Annotated in this window: 14 protein-coding genes; 9 read left to right on the forward strand and 5 right to left on the reverse strand. The window is 57.7% G+C overall.

The window, feature by feature from the left end; genetic code table 11:
- Nucleotide 1: 1 nt before the first annotated feature.
- The 5 genes from ETQ85_RS20885 to ETQ85_RS20905 all read left to right on the forward strand — a co-directional run bounded on the left by ETQ85_RS20885 (nt 2) and on the right by ETQ85_RS20905 (nt 7,421).
- The gene (locus tag ETQ85_RS20885) at nt 2-1,957 is read left to right on the forward strand and encodes a coiled-coil domain-containing protein (RefSeq protein ID WP_148581001.1); all 1,956 of its coding nucleotides are present in this window, start codon (nt 2-4) and stop codon (nt 1,955-1,957) included.
- Entirely contained in the window at nt 1,957-4,071 is a 2,115-nt protein-coding gene (locus tag ETQ85_RS20890) for a hypothetical protein (protein ID WP_148581021.1), read from the forward strand. The genes ETQ85_RS20885 and ETQ85_RS20890 overlap by 1 nt, the downstream gene beginning before the upstream one ends.
- A 15-nt stretch (nt 4,072-4,086) precedes the next feature.
- Nucleotides 4,087-4,800, forward strand: coding sequence for a TIGR02391 family protein (locus ETQ85_RS20895; RefSeq protein WP_148581002.1), 714 nt, complete (start codon nt 4,087-4,089; stop codon nt 4,798-4,800).
- Between the two features lie 169 nt (nt 4,801-4,969).
- Nucleotides 4,970-6,700, forward strand: coding sequence for an ATP-dependent nuclease (locus tag ETQ85_RS20900; protein WP_148581003.1), 1,731 nt, complete (start codon nt 4,970-4,972; stop codon nt 6,698-6,700).
- Complete coding sequence (locus ETQ85_RS20905; protein ID WP_222862237.1) at nt 6,687-7,421, forward strand: UvrD-helicase domain-containing protein; 735 nt, start codon at nt 6,687-6,689, stop codon at nt 7,419-7,421. Before ETQ85_RS20900 ends, ETQ85_RS20905 begins: the two co-directional genes overlap by 14 nt.
- On the opposite strand, the gene ETQ85_RS20910 is transcribed toward ETQ85_RS20905, so the two are convergent.
- A protein-coding gene (locus ETQ85_RS20910) for an IS5 family transposase (RefSeq protein ID WP_246128628.1) occupies nt 7,388-8,139 on the reverse strand; the annotation gives its coding sequence in 2 pieces (ribosomal slippage) (nt 7,388-7,812 and nt 7,812-8,139; 753 coding nt in all). The genes ETQ85_RS20905 and ETQ85_RS20910 overlap by 34 nt on opposite strands.
- 267 nt (nt 8,140-8,406) lie before the next feature.
- Here ETQ85_RS20910 and ETQ85_RS20915 point away from each other — a divergent pair.
- Together ETQ85_RS20915 and ETQ85_RS20920 are read left to right on the forward strand one after the other, a co-directional pair.
- The gene (locus ETQ85_RS20915; protein WP_222862238.1) at nt 8,407-9,015 is read left to right on the forward strand and encodes an ATP-binding domain-containing protein; all 609 of its coding nucleotides are present in this window, start codon (nt 8,407-8,409) and stop codon (nt 9,013-9,015) included.
- A gap of 75 nt (nt 9,016-9,090) precedes the next feature.
- Complete coding sequence (locus ETQ85_RS20920; protein WP_148581004.1) at nt 9,091-10,536, forward strand: hypothetical protein; 1,446 nt, start codon at nt 9,091-9,093, stop codon at nt 10,534-10,536.
- 239 nt (nt 10,537-10,775) lie between these two features.
- On the opposite strand, the gene ETQ85_RS20925 is transcribed toward ETQ85_RS20920, so the two are convergent.
- From ETQ85_RS20925 to ETQ85_RS20940, 4 genes are all read right to left on the reverse strand, one after another.
- Nucleotides 10,776-11,975, reverse strand: coding sequence for a tyrosine-type recombinase/integrase (locus ETQ85_RS20925; RefSeq protein ID WP_148581005.1), 1,200 nt, complete (start codon nt 11,973-11,975; stop codon nt 10,776-10,778).
- 229 nt (nt 11,976-12,204) lie between these two features.
- Nucleotides 12,205-12,960: an IS21-like element helper ATPase IstB gene (gene istB / locus ETQ85_RS20930; RefSeq protein ID WP_148581006.1), complete on the reverse strand. Its 756-nt coding sequence runs from the start codon at nt 12,958-12,960 to the stop codon at nt 12,205-12,207.
- 15 nt (nt 12,961-12,975) lie between these two features.
- Entirely contained in the window at nt 12,976-14,493 is a 1,518-nt protein-coding gene (gene istA, locus ETQ85_RS20935) for an IS21 family transposase (RefSeq protein ID WP_148581007.1), read from the reverse strand.
- Between the two features lie 249 nt (nt 14,494-14,742).
- Nucleotides 14,743-15,027 (reverse strand): helix-turn-helix domain-containing protein, encoded by a 285-nt coding sequence (locus ETQ85_RS20940; protein ID WP_169148433.1) that lies wholly within the window; start codon nt 15,025-15,027, stop codon nt 14,743-14,745.
- A 73-nt stretch (nt 15,028-15,100) separates the two neighbouring features.
- On the opposite strand from ETQ85_RS20940, the gene ETQ85_RS20945 reads away from it, so the two are divergent.
- On the forward strand, nt 15,101-15,757 hold the full coding sequence (locus ETQ85_RS20945) for a helix-turn-helix domain-containing protein (protein ID WP_148581009.1): 657 nt from the start codon (nt 15,101-15,103) through the stop codon (nt 15,755-15,757).
- A 33-nt stretch (nt 15,758-15,790) separates the two neighbouring features.
- Nucleotides 15,791-16,351, forward strand: a complete 561-nt coding sequence (locus ETQ85_RS20950) for a hypothetical protein (RefSeq protein WP_148581010.1) — start codon at nt 15,791-15,793, stop codon at nt 16,349-16,351.
- Nucleotides 16,352-16,387 lie beyond the last annotated feature (36 nt).

Raw genomic sequence — 16,387 nt, forward strand, 5'->3', positions numbered from 1 at the left:
TATGGCAAAAGAGAGCATGGAATGGCTGGACGCCATCGCAAGCCGAGCCAAGGTCGATACGAGTCGCGTGGAGTCAGTTTTGACCGCACGGCATATCGTGCCAACCCCGGTGCTACCCGCTCCACGCAGGATGAAGCTCTTGAGTATAGCTTTCGGTGGAACTAAGCAAGGCGTTGAGGACGACGGACTCTACACCTTTGAATGGCCAGAGCTGAATGAAGGACTATGGGGAATGATGACGGATCGCAACCTGCGCGGGAAGTCGTCGATCATCGAAGTCGTGCGATGGCTGATGCGCGGCAAGCCATCTCCGAATCTTCAAGATGACGTCAAGAGCTGGATACACAACGCTTGCCTGCGATTCGATCTTGATGGACTTGAGCATGAGGTGCAACTCGATTGTCAAAGCGGAGCTTCTGGCACGCTAAGCCGACGGTCATCGGCAACAGCAAACCCTACGGTACTCGCGTCCTTCAATAGTGATAAGCAGTTCGAGATGGTCATGTCGGACTTCTTTCTGCGTGCGTTCTCCATGGAGGGACTTGCGACATGGCGTGAAAGTGACTCCGAAGAAAAGACCGGCCATGCAGTCGTTCATGGCTGGCCTGCATTGTCAGGCGCGATGTTCATCGGCACAAACTATGACGTAGTGCTCGGTGATCTGCCCGCCACGACAGGAACTCAAGCGCGTTTAATGCAAATGTACCTCGGCGTTCCATGGGTTTCGACGCTGGCCACAGCAGCAGCGGCACTGAAACTCGTCGAGTCTGGAAATGAGCTGGAGGCCCGCCGTCGCAATCAGGGTGCACGTGCCAAGCAAGCCCGCGTCAAGGAAATCGAAGCAACGCTTGCAGAGAAACGAGAAGCATTGAATTCGCAACCGTCGGATGAGGCAATCCAGGCTGAGCTATCTGTTCTTAGCAGCAGGTACTCAGAAACCAAACGTCGAGAGAAGGCAATGCAAGAACGGTTTGATCGAGAGACGCTCGCTGAGCAGCAGGCCAGCGCTGCCTATCTGCAAGATCGCCGTGAATTACAGGCCCACCAAGATTCGATGGCGGCGGGTTCAGTCTTTCGTTTGCTCGACCCGAGTTGCTGCCCGCGTTGTGATCATGAAATCGATCAGGCGCGGAAGAAAAATGAGGCGACTAGCCATTCATGCTCTGTGTGCGGAGAGAATATTTCGAGCAGCGAGGACGCGGATGTTCTGAGAAAAGAACTTGAGGCGAGCGTCAAAGCGTCAAAAGCGGCATTCGACAAAGCCCAAAAGAATCGCAATTTGGCCGATGAAAGTCTCCAGGCCTTGCAAACGGATCTAGAGAACATCCAGACCAAGAGTGAAGCGTTGACACTTCAGCTTGGGTCGTTCGAGGCTCGAAAGCTACTTGCCAACGAGATCGCTGTACTTGAAGGTCGCCTTGAAGAAGCAGGCTTTGATCCTGGTAGCGATGATGTTACGGATGACGAAGCTGCCGTGCTCAAAGCCATTGTCAGCGAGACGGAAACACGGTCCAAAGCCGTCCGAGACGAGTTCCTAGGCGAGGTTTCCGCCAGTCTTCTTCACTTCGCCCAGCGCTTTGGCATGCACAGCTTGTCGAAGGCCCAACTGCGTGGAAATGCGAATCTGATCTTGACGAAGGGTGGCGCCGAGACATCGTTCAGCAAAGTGACGAAAGGTGAGCGCCTGAGGCTGAAGGTCGCCACAGTTCTCGCCATGATTCAGGTCGGTGAACGAAAGGGCGTCGGACGACACCCTGGCTTGATCATGATCGATTCGCCCGCTGCGCAGGAAATCGCGCCAGAAGATCTTCGTGAATTGCTCTCGGGGTTGAAAGACATTCGTGACGAACTTCCCCATCTCCAGATTTTCGTTGCAGGCGTAACCTCGAAAGCGATGATCGATCACGTTCCTGAAAGCCATCGCAGAGAAGCCACAAATGGAGGCTACCTGTGGTAATGACCGCACAGGGGGCTCAACTGCATCCAGTGGAAGTTACGCTGCATACGTTGTTGAGCCAAGGGGAACTGCCGAGCGTCGACAATCTGGGCGGATTCGAAGTAATTGTTGAGGCTACGCCAGCGCTGGGGACATCCCCTTTTGCTGGCGAAATTTTGTCTGCGGTTCTCCGAGATGCGAGCGACGCATTGGTCAAGGATGTACATCCATGGAAAGACCTGATCGATTGTTTGGTACGAGCCGCCATAAGTGATGTTGTGCTGATCGAAATGGTCGACGCGCTGAATTCTTGCCAATTGCCGGACGGTACTGCAAATGACGTATTCATGGCTTTCTTGCAGAAAGCGGTTGATGTTTCCGGTGCGATCACAGGCTATGCCCGAGCTGTAGCACTTGAGGGAGCTTTCCGGCTGGCTGCGTCTGATCGTCGGATGCAGCTTCGCCTGCTGGATGCCTTGTTGGGCATTCAAATTTCCGACGAACCGCATTTTCTTCGTCATGCCGCCAAGATTATGGGAATCGCCCACTCGCATTGGCGCGAAACGGAGTTGGTGGAAAAGCTACGCATCTTTTCCGAGTGCGAAGACGCAGCCTATGAAGCTAGCTTTGAGTTGGGGATGGCAGGTCTCGCAGCTGCGCTCGACGAACCGAAGAGAGAGATGGCAAATGCCATCTTTCTGGATTCCCTGCAGTGGTTCAAGAAAGCTGAATCATTGAAGGAAGCGGCACCGGAGGCAGCGCTGTATGGGGAATGTCTCACATTATTGACGGACTTCGATGCCCACAAGACCAACATTGAGTTGAGAGCGCGCAGCGCGACGATTCAGAAATCAGCCTTCGAACTCCTTGCCTGGCATGCCGACGAAAATTCGCCAACATGGTTGGGCGCACGGCATATACAGGCTGCATGCTGGAACGATCTTGCAGGAACGCTTGCGTCGCTTGCCGACAGTTTGCAGCAGATTAGCTGGTGGGAACCTAGGGTTGTGATCGAATGTCAGGTGCTGGCTGCTTACAGCGCGGGGCGAACGATCTTGAAACGCAGCCGAGATGGATATTTGGAGACTTTGCTGCGTCCCAGGATCGTGTCTTCGATCGCGCAGCGCGAAGGGCAAGCATATCTTTTGAAATGCTGGCTCAAACAAAACCGCGAGCACGAGCAGGTCCCCGAGGCCGATGCGATCCTGAGCGGCATTGATCGGTTTATGGCCGCTGATGCAGGGGCTCAGCGAAACCCCACTGAGGCAGCCACCGTTTGGGCGCCGGTCGCTGCCGTACTGTCACAAGCCCGTTGCAGTAAAGAAACCGAGCGGCGCGTAATCGAAGTAGTCTCGAACGCCTATGCGTTCAGTCTCGAAGGATTGAGCACGGCGGAGATCGATATCTTTGACCATTGCTTGGCCTCGGTGGAGCATCACCCGGACTACAGGGATAGTGTTCGAGGTGCCAAATTGTTCGGCACCGTTTTACTGTGGACGACCAGATTTCTTAAAAATCGTCTGGAAATTACAAAGAAGGATGATCCATCGGTCGCCTATCTGTTTGAGAAGTCTGATGGCACCCTGCCACCAGAGAGCGCACTTCAAGACGATTATTTCCGCTGGATAAGCACTCAATCAGCATCAGGTGAAATGGAGCCCACAAACCTTGGCGGGGGCCGCGCCGACGTGGCCCTGAAGGCCACGGGAGAACGCATGGTGATCGAAATCAAGCGTGAAATGGACGATGGGTCATTTGATTCGCTGGCGAGTCATTACGCGGGACAAACTACTGACTACCAGAATGTGAGTATTCGATTGGGGTTCCTGCTTGTCCTTGATCTAACCGCGCCGAAACTTGAAGGTACACCACACATCCGATCTTTGATGGAATGTCGCACCATACGGCGATCAGGTGAAAGTGAGCCGAGACACGTCGTTATTGTCAAAGTACCGGGTCGCCGGTACTTGCCAAGCGACATCAGTAAAAATGCGCACCTTTCAGGTACTACTGCAAAATCACCGAAGAAGCAGCCAAAGCGAAAGAAGGTGCCCGACTTGGCAATACAGGCAGCATCTGCGGCCAGCGCCCTTCCTGGTATCGCCGATGCCTCAGCTGGTTCGGATGAAAATTGAATATGGGGAGCCTCGATGCTTGAATGGTATTTAAAAGTAAATGCTGTGTTTCGTGCGATGCGCCAGAAAGCAATCGACGCTCAGGGTTTGCTCGCGGATGACGATAAAGCCGGTGCAAAATTGGTGAATGGTTATTTGAAAACAGACTACCAATCGCTTCGCAAACTTTGGACGGATGCGGGTTTCCCGGAGCAAGACATGGGAAACCTCGGAAGGCATATTGGGTTTGGAGACGTCAACGATTATGACGACATCCTTGCACGTGATCTACCACAGGTAGAGTCCAGGGCAGAAACGCATGCGCGCAGCGGAGCAGGTACGCAACCAAGCATTGGTTTCGAAGAACTGCTACATCCGGTCATCTTCGCTCATGCCTTTCAGCACTATGTGAACGGACACTACCGCGATGCCGTTCTGAACTCAATCGTTGCAATCTTTGATCTGATACGAGAGCGCACCGGCTTGGACCTCGACGGTGCGGCTCTTGCGACGCAAGCATTGAGTTTGGAGAAGCCGCACCTGATCCTCAGCGAACTTGACACGGAGTCGGGCAGAAATGATCAGAAGGGTTTCATGCAAATTTTAGTCGGTGCTTACCTTGGCATACGCAATCCCAAGGCTCATTCGCTAAATCATGATCTCGACCCGGAGAAGGCCGCTCAGTATCTGATCTTCGCCAGCCTTCTAGCCCGACGGATCTACGAAGCGAAAGACGCGCCGAAGACATGAGTTGAGCCAGTTGCATCGGTGGTTCTCGATATGACCGCCGGCTATTGGAACTCAGGCGATGTCCTGCGGAAGACCGCAGGCAGCGCAAAGAATCGAACACATTCTCAATGTGCTTCTGCACCAGGGCTTTCTAAGCAGAACAGGCCGCACATCATCACAGGGGCACCCAATGGCAAGAATAAGAAAGATCGAGATCTCCAACTTTCGTGGCATCCAGCAACTGGTGTGGTGTCCATCGCCTGGCATCAATTGTCTAATCGGCACGGGCGACAGCGGAAAATCCACGGTGTTGGATGCGATCGACCTGTGCTTGGGCGCTAGGCGCAATGTTCAGATTTCCGACGCTGACTTTTTCGGCCTGGACATCACCGCTCCCATCAGCATCACGCTGACGCTGGGTGCGTTAGATGACAGCATGAGTGCCCTGGAGAGCTTCGGTGCGTTTCTGCGCGGCTATCACGCCGCCACGGGCGTTGTCGAAGACGAGCCGTCCGCTGGTGCAGAAGTGGTTCTCTGCCTGAATCTGACAGTCGCCAGCGACCTGGAGCCATCCTGGACTCTCATCTCCGACCGAGCCTCCCAGCAAGGTCTGGTGAAGGCACTCGCGTGGAAGGACCGTCTGGCCCTGGCGCCGACACGCATCGGTGCGCTCGCTGACTACAACTTGGGCTGGCAACGAGGCTCGGTCCTGAACCGCATCTCGGAGGAGCGCGCTGATGCCTCGGCGGCACTTGTGAAGGCTGCGCGAGATGCGCGCGGCACCTTTGGCGATCAGGCCGAGCAGCAATTGAGAGAAGCGCTGGGGATCGTCGCTGCGACCGCTCAGGAACTCGGCGTCCACATCGGCGCGAAGGCGAGAGCACTGCTCGACTCGCATTCCGTGTCGTTCGGAGGCGGGACCATCTCCCTGCACAACGAGGGCGGCATCCCGCTTCGCAGTCTCGGCGTCGGGTCCACTCGCCTGTTGGTGGCTGGTCTGCAGCGTAGAGCTGCCAGCCAAGCGTCGATCGTCCTTTCGGACGAACTGGAGTACGGCCTTGAGCCACACCGCATTGCTCGGTTTCTCGGCTCTCTCGGAGCGAAGGAAGCGGCCCCGCTGCAGGCGTTTCTCACTACGCATTCGCCGGTAGCGCTTAGGGAGTTGTCGGGCGGCCAGCTCTTCGTGCTGCGCCGTAGTCTCCACCGTCACGAAGCCCGCATGGTGGGTACTGACAACGACACCCAAAGCACCATCCGCCTTTATCCCGAGGCCTTTCTGGCTGGCTCCGTGATCGTGTGCGAAGGAGCCAGCGAGATCGGACTTCTGCGTGGCCTGGATTTGCACCGGGTTGAACACGGCGGCGTGTCCCTGGCAGCACAGGGCATTGCTATGGTCGACTGTGGCGGTGGCGAGCCGGACCGCCCCTATGCTCGCGCGGCGGCCTTCCAGTCGTTAGGCTACAGGGTGATGGTGGTACGTGATGACGACAAGAAGCCCACACCCGCCATCGAACAGGCATTTCTGCAGGCCGGTGGCGCAGTCGTTGCCTACCGCGCAGGCCGCGCATTGGAGGACGAACTATTTGGCAGCCTCACGCCGGTGGCGTGTCAGCACTTGATCAAATATGCCCACGACCTGCATGGCGACCTGATTCATGAACACCTACGCACGGTCTCGAACAACACGCTGACCGTTCAGGCCGTCTGGGACGAAATCCAGAACACGCAAGCGCTGTCAGTACCAAGCCGAGCCATGCTCGGGCAGGCAGCGCGCATCCGCAAGGCCGGTTGGTTCAAGTCCATCTCTTGGATGGAGGACGTAGCAAGGACCATCGTGGCGCCGGACTTGCCGCTATGCGATCCAGGCTTCAAAGCACTGGTGGACCAGGTATCTGCGTGGGCAGCCCATGGCCCCCGCTGAAATCGACCTGCGCGCGATTGCCCGCGGTACCGTTACAGCACCGGCCGGGTGCGGCAAGACGCAGTTGATCGCTCACGCTCTGGCTGCTCACCGAGGTAGCAAACCTATCCTCGTGCTCACGCACACGAATGCTGGCGTGGCAGCACTTCGTGGCCGGCTGGATCGTGCCGGTGTGCCGCACAGTGCCTATCGATTGAGCACCATCGACGGCTGGGCCATTCGGTTGATTGCGAGCTTTCCGGGTCGCAGCGGTCACGACCCGGACATCCTGCGGCTTGCCACGCCAGCGCGAGACTACCCGGCGATCCGCGAATTCGCCTGGAAGCTGTTGCAGGCCGGACACGTCAGCGAGGTCCTGAAAGCGTCCTATGCGCACCTTATCGTTGACGAGTATCAGGACTGTTCGGTGCCTCAGCACTATCTCGTCTACTTTCTCTCTCTGATTCTGCCGGCCTGCGTGCTTGGCGATCCGATGCAAGGCATCTTCGGCTTCGGTGGTAACGCCTTGGCCAACTGGGAGCAGCAAGTGTGTGCGCATTTCCCGGTCGTGGCGGAACTGGCCACGCCGTGGCGGTGGCGCAATGCCGGTGCGGAAGCACTCGGACAGTGGCTTCTGGAGGCCCGGCGCCTGTTGGTGGCTGGTCAGTCGGTGGATGTTCGCACCGGACCACTAGGGCCTGTTCTCAATTACGCCAACCAGACGAAAGCACAAGCGAGATGAACGAAGGACAGGAATGACTGTGCGAGTTTGTCGTAGCGCGTAGCGATACGTCTGAATTGCTTGATCCGACAGAAGAAGCGCTCGATCAGATTGCGGTCCTTGTAGATATGGCGATCGAAGGTACGCGGGTTGAGTCGGTTGGCGCGAGGTGGAATGACCGCCTGGCTGCCTTGCGCCGTGATGGTTTCGATAAAGGCATCCGAGTCGTAGCCCTTGTCGGCCACAATGAACTCGGCGGGCTGATCTTTGATGAGTGCGCCCGCTTGTCCGATATCGGAGATCTGACCTGCCGTGAGAATGACTCGCACTGGATTGCCCAGGGAATCCACCGCCACATGCAACTTGGTGGTCAATCCACCCCGCGAGCGGCCGATTTGCGGGTCGCCCGCTTTTTTTGGGCGCCGGCAGCGTGTTGGTGGGCGCGCACGATCGTCGAGTCGAGGAACAGATATTCCATGTCGGCCTCGCTACGCAGCGCTGTGGCAACCCGCTCCCACACCCCTTTCTCGCGCCAGCGCGAGAAGCGAACGAAGGTCCGGTGCCAATGCCCCAGTTCCTCCGGGAGATCGCGCCACGGACTGCCCGTGCGCATGATCCACAGCACCGCTTCGACGAAGCGCCGATTGTCCTTGGCCGTAACACCACGGTCGGTCGCCTTGCCGGGCAAGAGTTGTTCAATGCGCGCCCACTGGTCGTCGCGCAGCATCTTCCGATCCATCCTGAGCTCAGCCGAAAAATCAGGATATAAGCAGATTCAGACCGCTGTGAACAGCCCCCTTGCTATGTCATTGACCGTAAACAACTTTTTTGACACGGCTTCCATTTGGCATGCCGATGATTCAGCAATTGAGAACAGGCCCTAGCACATGTGACGTGGGTTCAGACCGTCCCGCCCAACGACCACCCGCAGCGACTAGCTGCCGCACGGACACTGCCGCCCACCGCCGACGGACATGTACTGCTTATTGCGGACAGCCGTAACCGTTTGAGCCAGCAGAACTTCGCAAGCCAGACGCCAGGGGCCTCGACCGTTGAGGCAGTCGACTTACAAGACCTCATTGCCTTCGGAAACAGCTTCGACGTTGCATCTGCAGGGGCATTGGGACAGTTGCTGGCGCTGGCGCAAAGCGTCATGACCAATGTGGGTGTCGCAGAGCTGACACGGCGTCTGGAGTCATTGACCCGAGGAACCGCGAGGAATCCGCCGTCCGCAGCGGAGAGCTGTGCCTTGGCGTTCCAGCGCGCCCCGTCCATCGCCGCAGCCGCAACACTGTTGTCGGAGCTGCGCGAAATGCCGAATGTGCGTGTGCATCGGCCCGCCATTCTTTACGGCGTGCTCAAGGCGCTCCGTGGAGCTTCGGCAGGAAACGTCCCGCTTGCGGAGGCTGCCAGGTGCGTGCGGGAAGAGAACCGGTTGTTGGGCCGCCCGTTACCCAAGCGTGCAGTCGGCAGCACGCTGCTGCTCAAGGGGCTGGAGGCGGAAGTGGCGGTCGTGCTGAATACGGAGGGCATGAGCGCACAGCACTTATATGTGGCCATGACCCGCGGATCAATGAAGCTGGTTGTGTGTAGCGCCAGCCCCATATTGGGCTAAGTAGGAGGGGAAGTGGCAAGAGAGAACAAATTTGGAAGCTCGGGCGGTGCAAAAGAGACGCCCGCTGGAAAGCTCATGGAGACGATTGTCGAGGACGTGATCAAGGCGAAGGCGATGCCCTTTGCTCAGTGGCAAGCCCTCAGCGCAAACCCCTTGGTTCCGCTTGCCATTTCGGTGTCCCAAGGCGGTCAGTATCCGGTCACACAAGTCGGCGTGGACGCAGCTCACATGCTGTCACAGCAAAGCTGGAAATCACTCGAAGCCTTGCGCCAGACAATTGACCGGGAGGCCTTCATGAAGCTCTCGTTCCAGGCGATCGGGGACACGCTTCGCGACTGCCAATCGCGCCTTCCAGAAGTACCGGGCGGTCAGAATGAGCAGGACATGGTGCTCGGTGACGATTTTTACGCTGCGCTCGTCGACGACTACCAAGCGCGCCTGCAGCAGCTTGCCGCCAGCGCAAGTCCCGATGTCGACCGGCATATCCCTTGCCATCTGTTTCACTCGGATCAGGCCGTGCCGGCATTTGCCGTGGGACCAGTGCGATTCCTGCCAAGAGCGGAATGGCTCGATTCCTTTGTCAAGGACTCGGAGGTCCGCGAGCTCATCCACCAGGTCGAGGCCCGTGAACTGGACATGGAGGAGTTGACCGCTCGATCAACTGTCGCCGAGAGTGGCCGCCGTGCATCGCATGCGTTGGATGTTCTGCGTACGCTACGCCATTACAGCTGGGTAGCGACCATCCGGATGGAAGGGCATGAGCATGCGCGGTCCCATTTCAAAGCGTCGGTGGTGGTGGGACTTGCGATTGACGCAATCGGACTGAGGTTCCAGGTCGAGGATGCGCGACGCTTTACCAAAGCTGGCAGGCAGCATCTTTTTGCAGAGGACCGGTTCGCGACCACGCTAGACGGACGGATATTGCGTGGATCGAGCGTACAGATGCCTGGCATTGGTGGACGCCCCGGTGCACTGGCCGCCAAGATGGCAGGCGAACAATCCTTCCTGGATGCCGCCGGGTGCGTCTTGCAGCACTACGTCGATGGACGACGAAGCGGACATGCGCTGCATCTCGTCGAACGCTGGGCGAATGCACTGTACTGGGTCGGTGAAGCTCGTCGTGAGGCTTCCGACTTCATGGCAGTGGTCAACTATGGCTGTGCCGCCGACGGGCTGTCGGGCGCAGGTGGCAAGGCGAGCGATATGACAAGCTTCGCCGAGACTGCGCTCAAGCCTGAGGGTGAGGCCGTGCCCGAGGGCGTGCTCACGGTGGATGTCGCAGTCCACAAGGTCTATCGAGAAGGCCGCAACAAGCTCGCTCACGGCGAAATGTCGGGACTACTGGAGGACCTTGCAGAGCCGCGAGCAATCGGCGAGGCGCTGCTGCCGGCACTGTTCGATGTTGTGACACCGGTGCTGGCTGACCTTTTACAGAACGAACAGAACCTGCTGAAGCTTGATGAGAAGAGAGCCTATCGTCTGCTTGAGGCAAAACTGGCAGCGCGCAAAGCGAACGCTTGACTTGACGGCCTGATTTTTTGACTCTTTGCGCGCTGACGACCGACTTGCATTGGTTCGCTACCAACTTGGTCGCCTTGCAGTCGCTAGCAGCGCCGAAGGTGCTGCTAGTGTAGTGCTTGCGAAATAGTGGAACCGTCTTGTTACCAATAGCCTTTGTTCTGACGGGTCTTGGGCGAATCAGATGGTTTCATCATTTGCAAAGCAGACCACTAGCGACGGAACGGATACCTTTCACCGGATTATGCCTTCACCTCTTCGGTACGGCGCGCCCCCGTGATTGTCTTGCGCCGATTGGCCACCAGCTCGGCGGCTTCCCGCACCGGCTTGTCCTCGGTGTGGACGTAGCGCATGAACATCACCACAGTCTTGTGAGCCGTCAGGGCCATGCCGACCTTGACCGGGATACCTGAATTGGCAATGTCGGTCGCCGAGCGATGGCGGATGCCGTGCGTCCCCACATGCGTTGCACCCGCCGCTTTGAGCGCACGGCTCCAGCCGCCGTAATACTCGCCCGTGGTCAAGGGTTGCCCTGGATGGCGCGGCGACGGCAGTACGTAGGGATTGCCTTCCGGCCTCGGCGCCGTCGAAAGCAGCCGGTAGGCTTCCTCGCTTATGGGCTTGGACATGCCGCCGGTCTTGCTGTCGGGCCAGACGACGCGGCGGTTTTCCAGATCGATCCATTCCCATTCGAGCGAGACGATTTCGCCACGGCGGCCGGCAAACTCGAATTGCAGGCGGATCGCTAACGGGATGACGTAGTTCTCCAGCCCCTCGGCCTCGATCTTGTCGAGCTGCCGGAACAGCTTGCCCATATCCTCGTCGCTGATAAGGTGGGTGGACTTGCCGGCAGGGAACATCGGGACATGGCGGCAAGGATTGGTGCCGTCAGGCCGATAGCCCCACACCTCGGCCAAGTTGAACATCTTGCGCAGGATGCTGAACGCCTTGTTTGCCTCGGTCTGCTTATACGATAGTTTTTCCATCAGTCCGGCAATGTCAGGGCGCTTCACGTCGTGGACCTTCTTGCGGCCCAGCAACGGGATGATGCAGCGGTCGATGACTCCTTGATAGCCGACTCGGGTGCTGGGCTTGTTGCGCTTTTTGGAGTGATCCTCCATGAACTTCTTGCACAACTCCTCGACGGTGGGCGCTTTGCGGGCTTCCGCCTTGGCTGCGCCGGGATCATCACCCCGGCGTACCTGGGCCAACCATTCCTGCGCGAGCGAGCGGGCCTGTTCGACGGTCAGTTCCCCGTACTGGCCCAAGGCGGGCTTGCGGCGCTCGCCGGCGTTCGTCCGATATTGGAGCATGAAAACCTTGCGGCCCGACGGGGTAATCTTGCACAAGAAGCCGGGCACCAGCGTGTCCCGGAGTTCGACGGCCTGCGCCTGTGGTTGTGCTGCATCGACAGCGGACTTGGTGAGCTTGATTTTTGCCACGATGACTCCTTGGAAAGACCCGGTTCCCAGGAGCCTTCTAGGGGCCAGCAGAGAGGAAGTCGGGTCAAGTTTCAGAAAGCACCGGCATATGATGAACTCGCCTAAGTTATTGATAAACCTGCTGTATCTAGTCTTGGCGTAGTCCAGCGAAGTGCCGGGCTGGAGTCATGGTGAAATAAAAAAACCCGCCAGGTCGGCGGGTTCTGAATTCCGTTACAAAAACAGGCGTTCATGTGCCGAGCGATGCGCTCCTTCCCCGCAACCGGCGCATCGACTCCCCCTTGAGTTCCATCCGATGCGCTCCGCTCACTAATCGATCCAGAATCGCGTCCGCCATCGTCGGGTTCCCCCCGCTCAAGTAGTCATGCCACCGATCCACTGGCAACTGACTGGTAATCAGCGTCGAGCGATTTCCAGTACGCTGCTCAATCACCTCCAGTAAATCATTGCGTCCGACAGCGTTCAACACTGCAATCCCGAAGTCATCCAAGATCAGCAAATCTACCTTTGCCAATGCACTCAGGCGTTTGCAGAAACTCCCATCTCCGTGAGATATGGCCAGTTCTTCAAGAAGCAGGGGCAACCGCTGGAACGTTACCGTCAGCCCCTGCCGGCATGCCTGATTTCCCAGTGCGCAACCCAGCCAAGTCTTGCCCCCGCCCGTCGCTCCGGTGATGATCATGTTGATACCATGGCGAACCCAGTTGCACTGACCCAGCGAGGCCATTTCACTGCGATCCAGTCCGCGTCCCGCCCGATAGTCGATATCCTCCATGCAGGCACTCTCTCGCAACTTAGCCACCTGCAACAGACGCTTCAAGCGCCGGTTCTCTCTGTAAGTAACCTCCTGGTCCACCAGAAGGCCCAAGCGCTCCTCAAAAGCAAGGTGGGCCGCCGCAGCACTGCTTAGCTGATTATCAAAACCTCGGGCCATGCCAAACAGCTTCAGTTCGTTGAGCTTGCGCATCGTGTCGTTCGTCAGCATTCGTCAATCCTTCGCTTAACTGTAATAGTCCGAGCCCCGGAGATTCGGGTGCTCAAAGTTGGCTTCCCGACGATCCTGCGATTCGGCAGGCTGACGGTCCAAATTGTTTCGTAGAATTGAACGAACACTCGACAGGGATGGCGCGCCGATCTCTATCGCACGGTGGCAGGCCATGTTGAGCCGTTCGTTACCGAAATCCTTAGCCAGACGCTTCAGCCCGTTGTGTGCCCGATACCCCTGTTCGCGGGTTCGCATCCCAACAAGCATCGCTTCCAAGATACGGTGGACATGTGCGCCCGTCTGCACAGCCCATTCCAGTGCATGGTCTGCTCCCCACAAGCCGAAATGACGGTGGGCCGCCTCCATGTGCTGCGGATCGATGACTGGCACGGTACCGTTACTGCGTGCGTGGCTTGCCACCCGTTTGCCGCGGTGAAGTACCTCGACTACCGCCGCAGTGAGGCGAAGCTCTACCTCTTGCCGAACCAGGTTGAACGGGACGCTGTAGGGAACTTCGTCTACAACGATGCGATAGTCCAGTCCGACGCGAACCTTGCGGAATTCAGCATATTCATAGGGCGTCGCTGGCAACGTCCGCATCGCGGGACGATCGATAGTTTCAAAATTGCTCTGACGGCAGCCTGGCAGCTTTTGAAACGGACGGGCATTGATCTCTACCAGTAGAGCTCGGATTGCCTCGTTCAACTCGGCAAGGCCGCCGAACGCCCGCTTGCGCAGTCGGAACATGATCCAACGTTCCACGATCAGGACGCCGTTTTCGGCCTTGGCTTTGTCCTTCGGCTTGTAAGCGCGTGCAGGCAAAATCAGTGTGCCGTAATGATCGGCCATGTCCTGATACGTGGCGTTGATGACAGGATCCGTGCGGCTGGCCTTGATGACCGCTGATTTGAGGTTGTCGCACACAATTACGGCAGGCACGGCGCCGAGGTGTTCAAACATCCTGCAGTGGGCGGCAATCCAGTCCGTCAAACTTTGCGACCAGTGGGCCTCCGCGTAAATATAATTCGATGCCCCCAGAACACCGACAAAGACTTGCGCCTTCCGCATTGTTCGGTTCACGGGATCGACAACAGTCATCGTCGGCCCAGCGTAGTCAACAAAGACGCGCTCTCCGGCCACATACACTTGCCGCATGTAGCGTTTCAGCGTCTGAGTGAACTCCCTGTGGCGCAGGCAGAACAGGCTATAGGCAATACCGTTGGGATATTCACTCAAATATTCTTCATGCAGGACCTGAAGGGTCGCGCCCTTGCGCTTTAGTTCCTGATGTACCTTGGGCCAGTCTGGCTCAGGCTTACGCGCGGGGGCAAGTGCTACCACCGGTGGAAACAGCCGGTGCTCCAATGCCGCATCGTCCATGTCGTCAGGCAATGGCCACGGCAGACGGGTAGCCGCTGCGCGGGTAATGTAGTCGGAAACGGCGTCGCGGGATAAGCCTAGGCTGCGGGCGATCAACCTACGGCTCTGTTGCTCTTCAAAATGCAGGCGCAATACCTGACGGATTTTTCTCATTGCGATTCTCCGGTTTGCCATGGGAGGCCGAGCCGACAGAAGCCAGCCATTTCTCCAGGTCGGGCCGACGCACGCTGCTCTCGCAACGTGATCGGCGATATGTATTGGGAGATGGTTAAGGCCGCCCGGCCTTGACAGGCGGGCTTGGGAATCGCAGAATCCGCCATGAAGTCCCCACTTCAAGCAGTTCTGTGAAGCCCCCTGAGTGTCAGCTCTGGGGGCTTTGCTTTTCCTGGCCTGACAATTCGATTATTGATCAGGCCATGGCGTTCCTTCCTTTTGAACGCCACGATGGGCTGACGGCCCGCGCGGCTTGAAGGTATAGCGTGCGGGCCAAAGCTCCTCGATCCTGCATGTCAACAAACCCGCAATATGACTTGCCACCTCGTATGCGGTGATCCGGTCGTGGATAACGTTATTAACCACGCCCCCGGTGACACCCAAGTCGCGAGCAATCTGCGCCTGGCTTTTACCAAGGCGGCGAAGGCGATAAATGATCTCTACAGCGTCCATGACCGAGCGGAGTGACTTCATCGGCATTCAAGAGTAGTCTATCTTTAAGAGAGACAGTGCATTATCTATAGAGACAACTATACGCCTTAAGAGAATGATGGATCAAGCATCTTCCCACAGCTCAAGCGCTGGCCTGGAAGGCTTTGCAGCGAGGCTGACCCATGTGATTTCGCACACGGGCCTGAGCCAAGCTGAATTTGCCCGCAGGTTGGGTGTTTCGGCAGGCTTCACCAGCGACGCCGCCCGTGGGCTGAAAAAACCCGGTGCGGAGTTCCTGCATGCAGTCCGAACGGTGTTCAGGGTTTCGATTGATTGGCTGCTAACCGGCGACGGAACCATGCGCGGCGGCAGTGGCATTGACCTGGATCTGCTCAGGACGATCCGACTCCAGATTGCGGTTGCCCGCGCGGCGGTCATTGACGCTGACCCAATCGCCAAGGTGCTGTTGTTGCTGATTCGTGACGGGCGTCTGAACGAGGCGGTTGCTGACCCAGACCTGCAGGCCTTCCTCAGTCGAATCGCGCCAACCGATCCCGATGCAGATCTTGCAACCGAACTCTACAACGGCCATCTGTGGACCGAAGATTCGTCAGCGCAGCTACGCAATCTGCTCGCCGCCGCCGTAGCCCACTTCGAGGCACGCAAACCCCTCGACAAAATGGCCGCCTTGGCACGCTCGGCCGGGCCGACGATCCAGATTAATGTCATCCCTTCGCAGCGCATTGCGGGCCGAGACTACTACGAGGGTTGAAAAGGTTTCCAACCACGCTAAGTGAACGTCACCATGAAAGAGCAGCAGTCGGCCCCACAAGACAGCATCCAGATCAACCTCATTGGCGAACAGCGCAAGGCCACCCGAGACTACAACGAGTATTTCATCCCTGGCTCGATCAAACTCGTGCTGGCTACATGGACGCAAGAAAAACGAAACAGCATGGCGCTGGATAATTCAAACTTCTTCCGGTACCGCTTTGGTTTTGAACCGCCCAAAGTAGCACGTCAGCAGGTGCTGGAAATCCAGACAAAATATGATCTGACCGATCGAGAGGTTCGTTGGCTCCATCGGTCTGGTCAGTTGAAAGCTTCACGAACGGAAGCGAAACTGGTTCCCAGCCGACTGATGCCGGCGGCAGGCTGGATCCAAGTGTCTATCTTGAGCTTCTTCTGTCTGGCGATGACGCTGCAGATTGCAGCGTCGAATGCGCCGGCCTGGAAGCAGGCCTTGGGACAGTTGATTATCTCCGGGCTCTGGTTTGGGGGCGCCTGCATGCTGAACAGCTTATTGCTTGCGCCTTGGCGAACGTTGAAGCGGGCCGGGGTGGTCAAAGCCGCGAAGGGTGAATGACCTGATGCGCTGCAAGCCTGCAGGTCGTTGTTGTAT

This window comes from Zoogloea oleivorans (assembly GCF_008107625.1).
Taxonomy (GTDB): Bacteria; Pseudomonadota; Gammaproteobacteria; order Burkholderiales; family Rhodocyclaceae; genus Zoogloea; species Zoogloea oleivorans.

Coding starts and splice junctions, on each gene's coding strand:
- ETQ85_RS20945 (WP_148581009.1), top strand. CDS start 15,101: ATGATGGATCAAGCATCTTCCCACAGCTCAAGCGCTGGCCTGGAAGGC.
- ETQ85_RS20900 (WP_148581003.1), top strand. CDS start 4,970: ATGGCAAGAATAAGAAAGATCGAGATCTCCAACTTTCGTGGCATCCAG.
- ETQ85_RS20940 (WP_169148433.1), bottom strand. CDS start 15,027: ATGAAGTCACTCCGCTCGGTCATGGACGCTGTAGAGATCATTTATCGC.
- ETQ85_RS20885 (WP_148581001.1), top strand. CDS start 2: ATGGCAAAAGAGAGCATGGAATGGCTGGACGCCATCGCAAGCCGAGCC.
- ETQ85_RS20895 (WP_148581002.1), top strand. CDS start 4,087: ATGCTTGAATGGTATTTAAAAGTAAATGCTGTGTTTCGTGCGATGCGC.
- ETQ85_RS20905 (WP_222862237.1), top strand. CDS start 6,687: ATGGCCCCCGCTGAAATCGACCTGCGCGCGATTGCCCGCGGTACCGTT.
- istB (WP_148581006.1), bottom strand. CDS start 12,960: ATGCTGACGAACGACACGATGCGCAAGCTCAACGAACTGAAGCTGTTT.
- ETQ85_RS20950 (WP_148581010.1), top strand. CDS start 15,791: ATGAAAGAGCAGCAGTCGGCCCCACAAGACAGCATCCAGATCAACCTC.
- ETQ85_RS20890 (WP_148581021.1), top strand. CDS start 1,957: ATGACCGCACAGGGGGCTCAACTGCATCCAGTGGAAGTTACGCTGCAT.
- istA (WP_148581007.1), bottom strand. CDS start 14,493: ATGAGAAAAATCCGTCAGGTATTGCGCCTGCATTTTGAAGAGCAACAG.
- ETQ85_RS20920 (WP_148581004.1), top strand. CDS start 9,091: ATGGAGACGATTGTCGAGGACGTGATCAAGGCGAAGGCGATGCCCTTT.